This window comes from Aerococcus sp. L_32 (genome assembly GCF_050689315.1).
Genome location: NZ_JBOEQF010000792.1, coordinates 1 through 842, shown reverse-complemented (window position 1 = coordinate 842; position 842 = coordinate 1). Strand labels below are relative to the sequence as shown.

General features: G+C 42.8%; 1 protein-coding gene. It reads right to left on the bottom strand.

Annotation, left to right across the window (positions count from 1 at the left end):
- The coding region (locus ACRCJ0_RS16510) for an Hsp33 family molecular chaperone HslO (RefSeq protein ID WP_431391243.1) at positions 1-333 on the bottom strand (333 nt) is incomplete at its 3' end.
- Positions 334-842 lie beyond the last annotated feature (509 nt).

The window sequence follows — 842 nt, the reverse complement described above, 5'->3', positions numbered from 1 at the left end:
GACCGCGCCACGTACATCAATCTTGCCTTTGTCGTTTGGATTTAGGCTGATATGTGGCTCTTGAACGTAGCCTTTCACATTTCCTTGGCCGTCCGCAACAGCCACTAACTTACCAGCTGGGCCATTCCCGTTGATTTGGATAGTGATTTTGGCATCATCTTTAATATCAGACCCCATCATCAAAGTACCCACTAACGTACGTCCTAGGGCTGCTGTAGAAGCAGACCATGTATCATGTTTCTTTTGTGCCTCTTGGACAACAGCCGTAGCATCTACAGCTGTAATACGAACTTCACCATCAAAGGCTACTGCCTTAATTAATTTATCTGTCATTTATTTCACTCCATTATTAGGTGCTAGGCACCCATTATTCGCTTGTCGCTCTTCAACTACCATTCTAACCTAATTTGGCGAACAGTGAAAATATAATAGTTAGCAAGGTGTAAAGCAAACTGCTAAATAATGAACCGTTGGAACAAAATCTTTCAATATCTGAAACATATTGAAAGATTTTGTGAAACACAGTCACTATTGGTTTACTGAACCCGTTTATTGGTGCCAGGAAAGTCCCTTCTTTATTGCATTGAAAAACCTCCGATAAAATGTCATCGGAGGTTTTTATTGATTCAAGAAAAGTCGGCTCTTACACCCTAGTCGGGTTCGCTCGCACCCTTACTTAGTCTTGATCTATATGTGCGTTTCGCCCTTGTGGACCTTGATGATCGTCGCTGTCGTCATCAGAGTCATTAACATCATCAGCCGCTTCGGTTTGATCTTCTGAAGTCGTTTCTTCAGACCATTCACCATTACGGTATTGACGGTGCTCAGCGCCACGTTGTAAG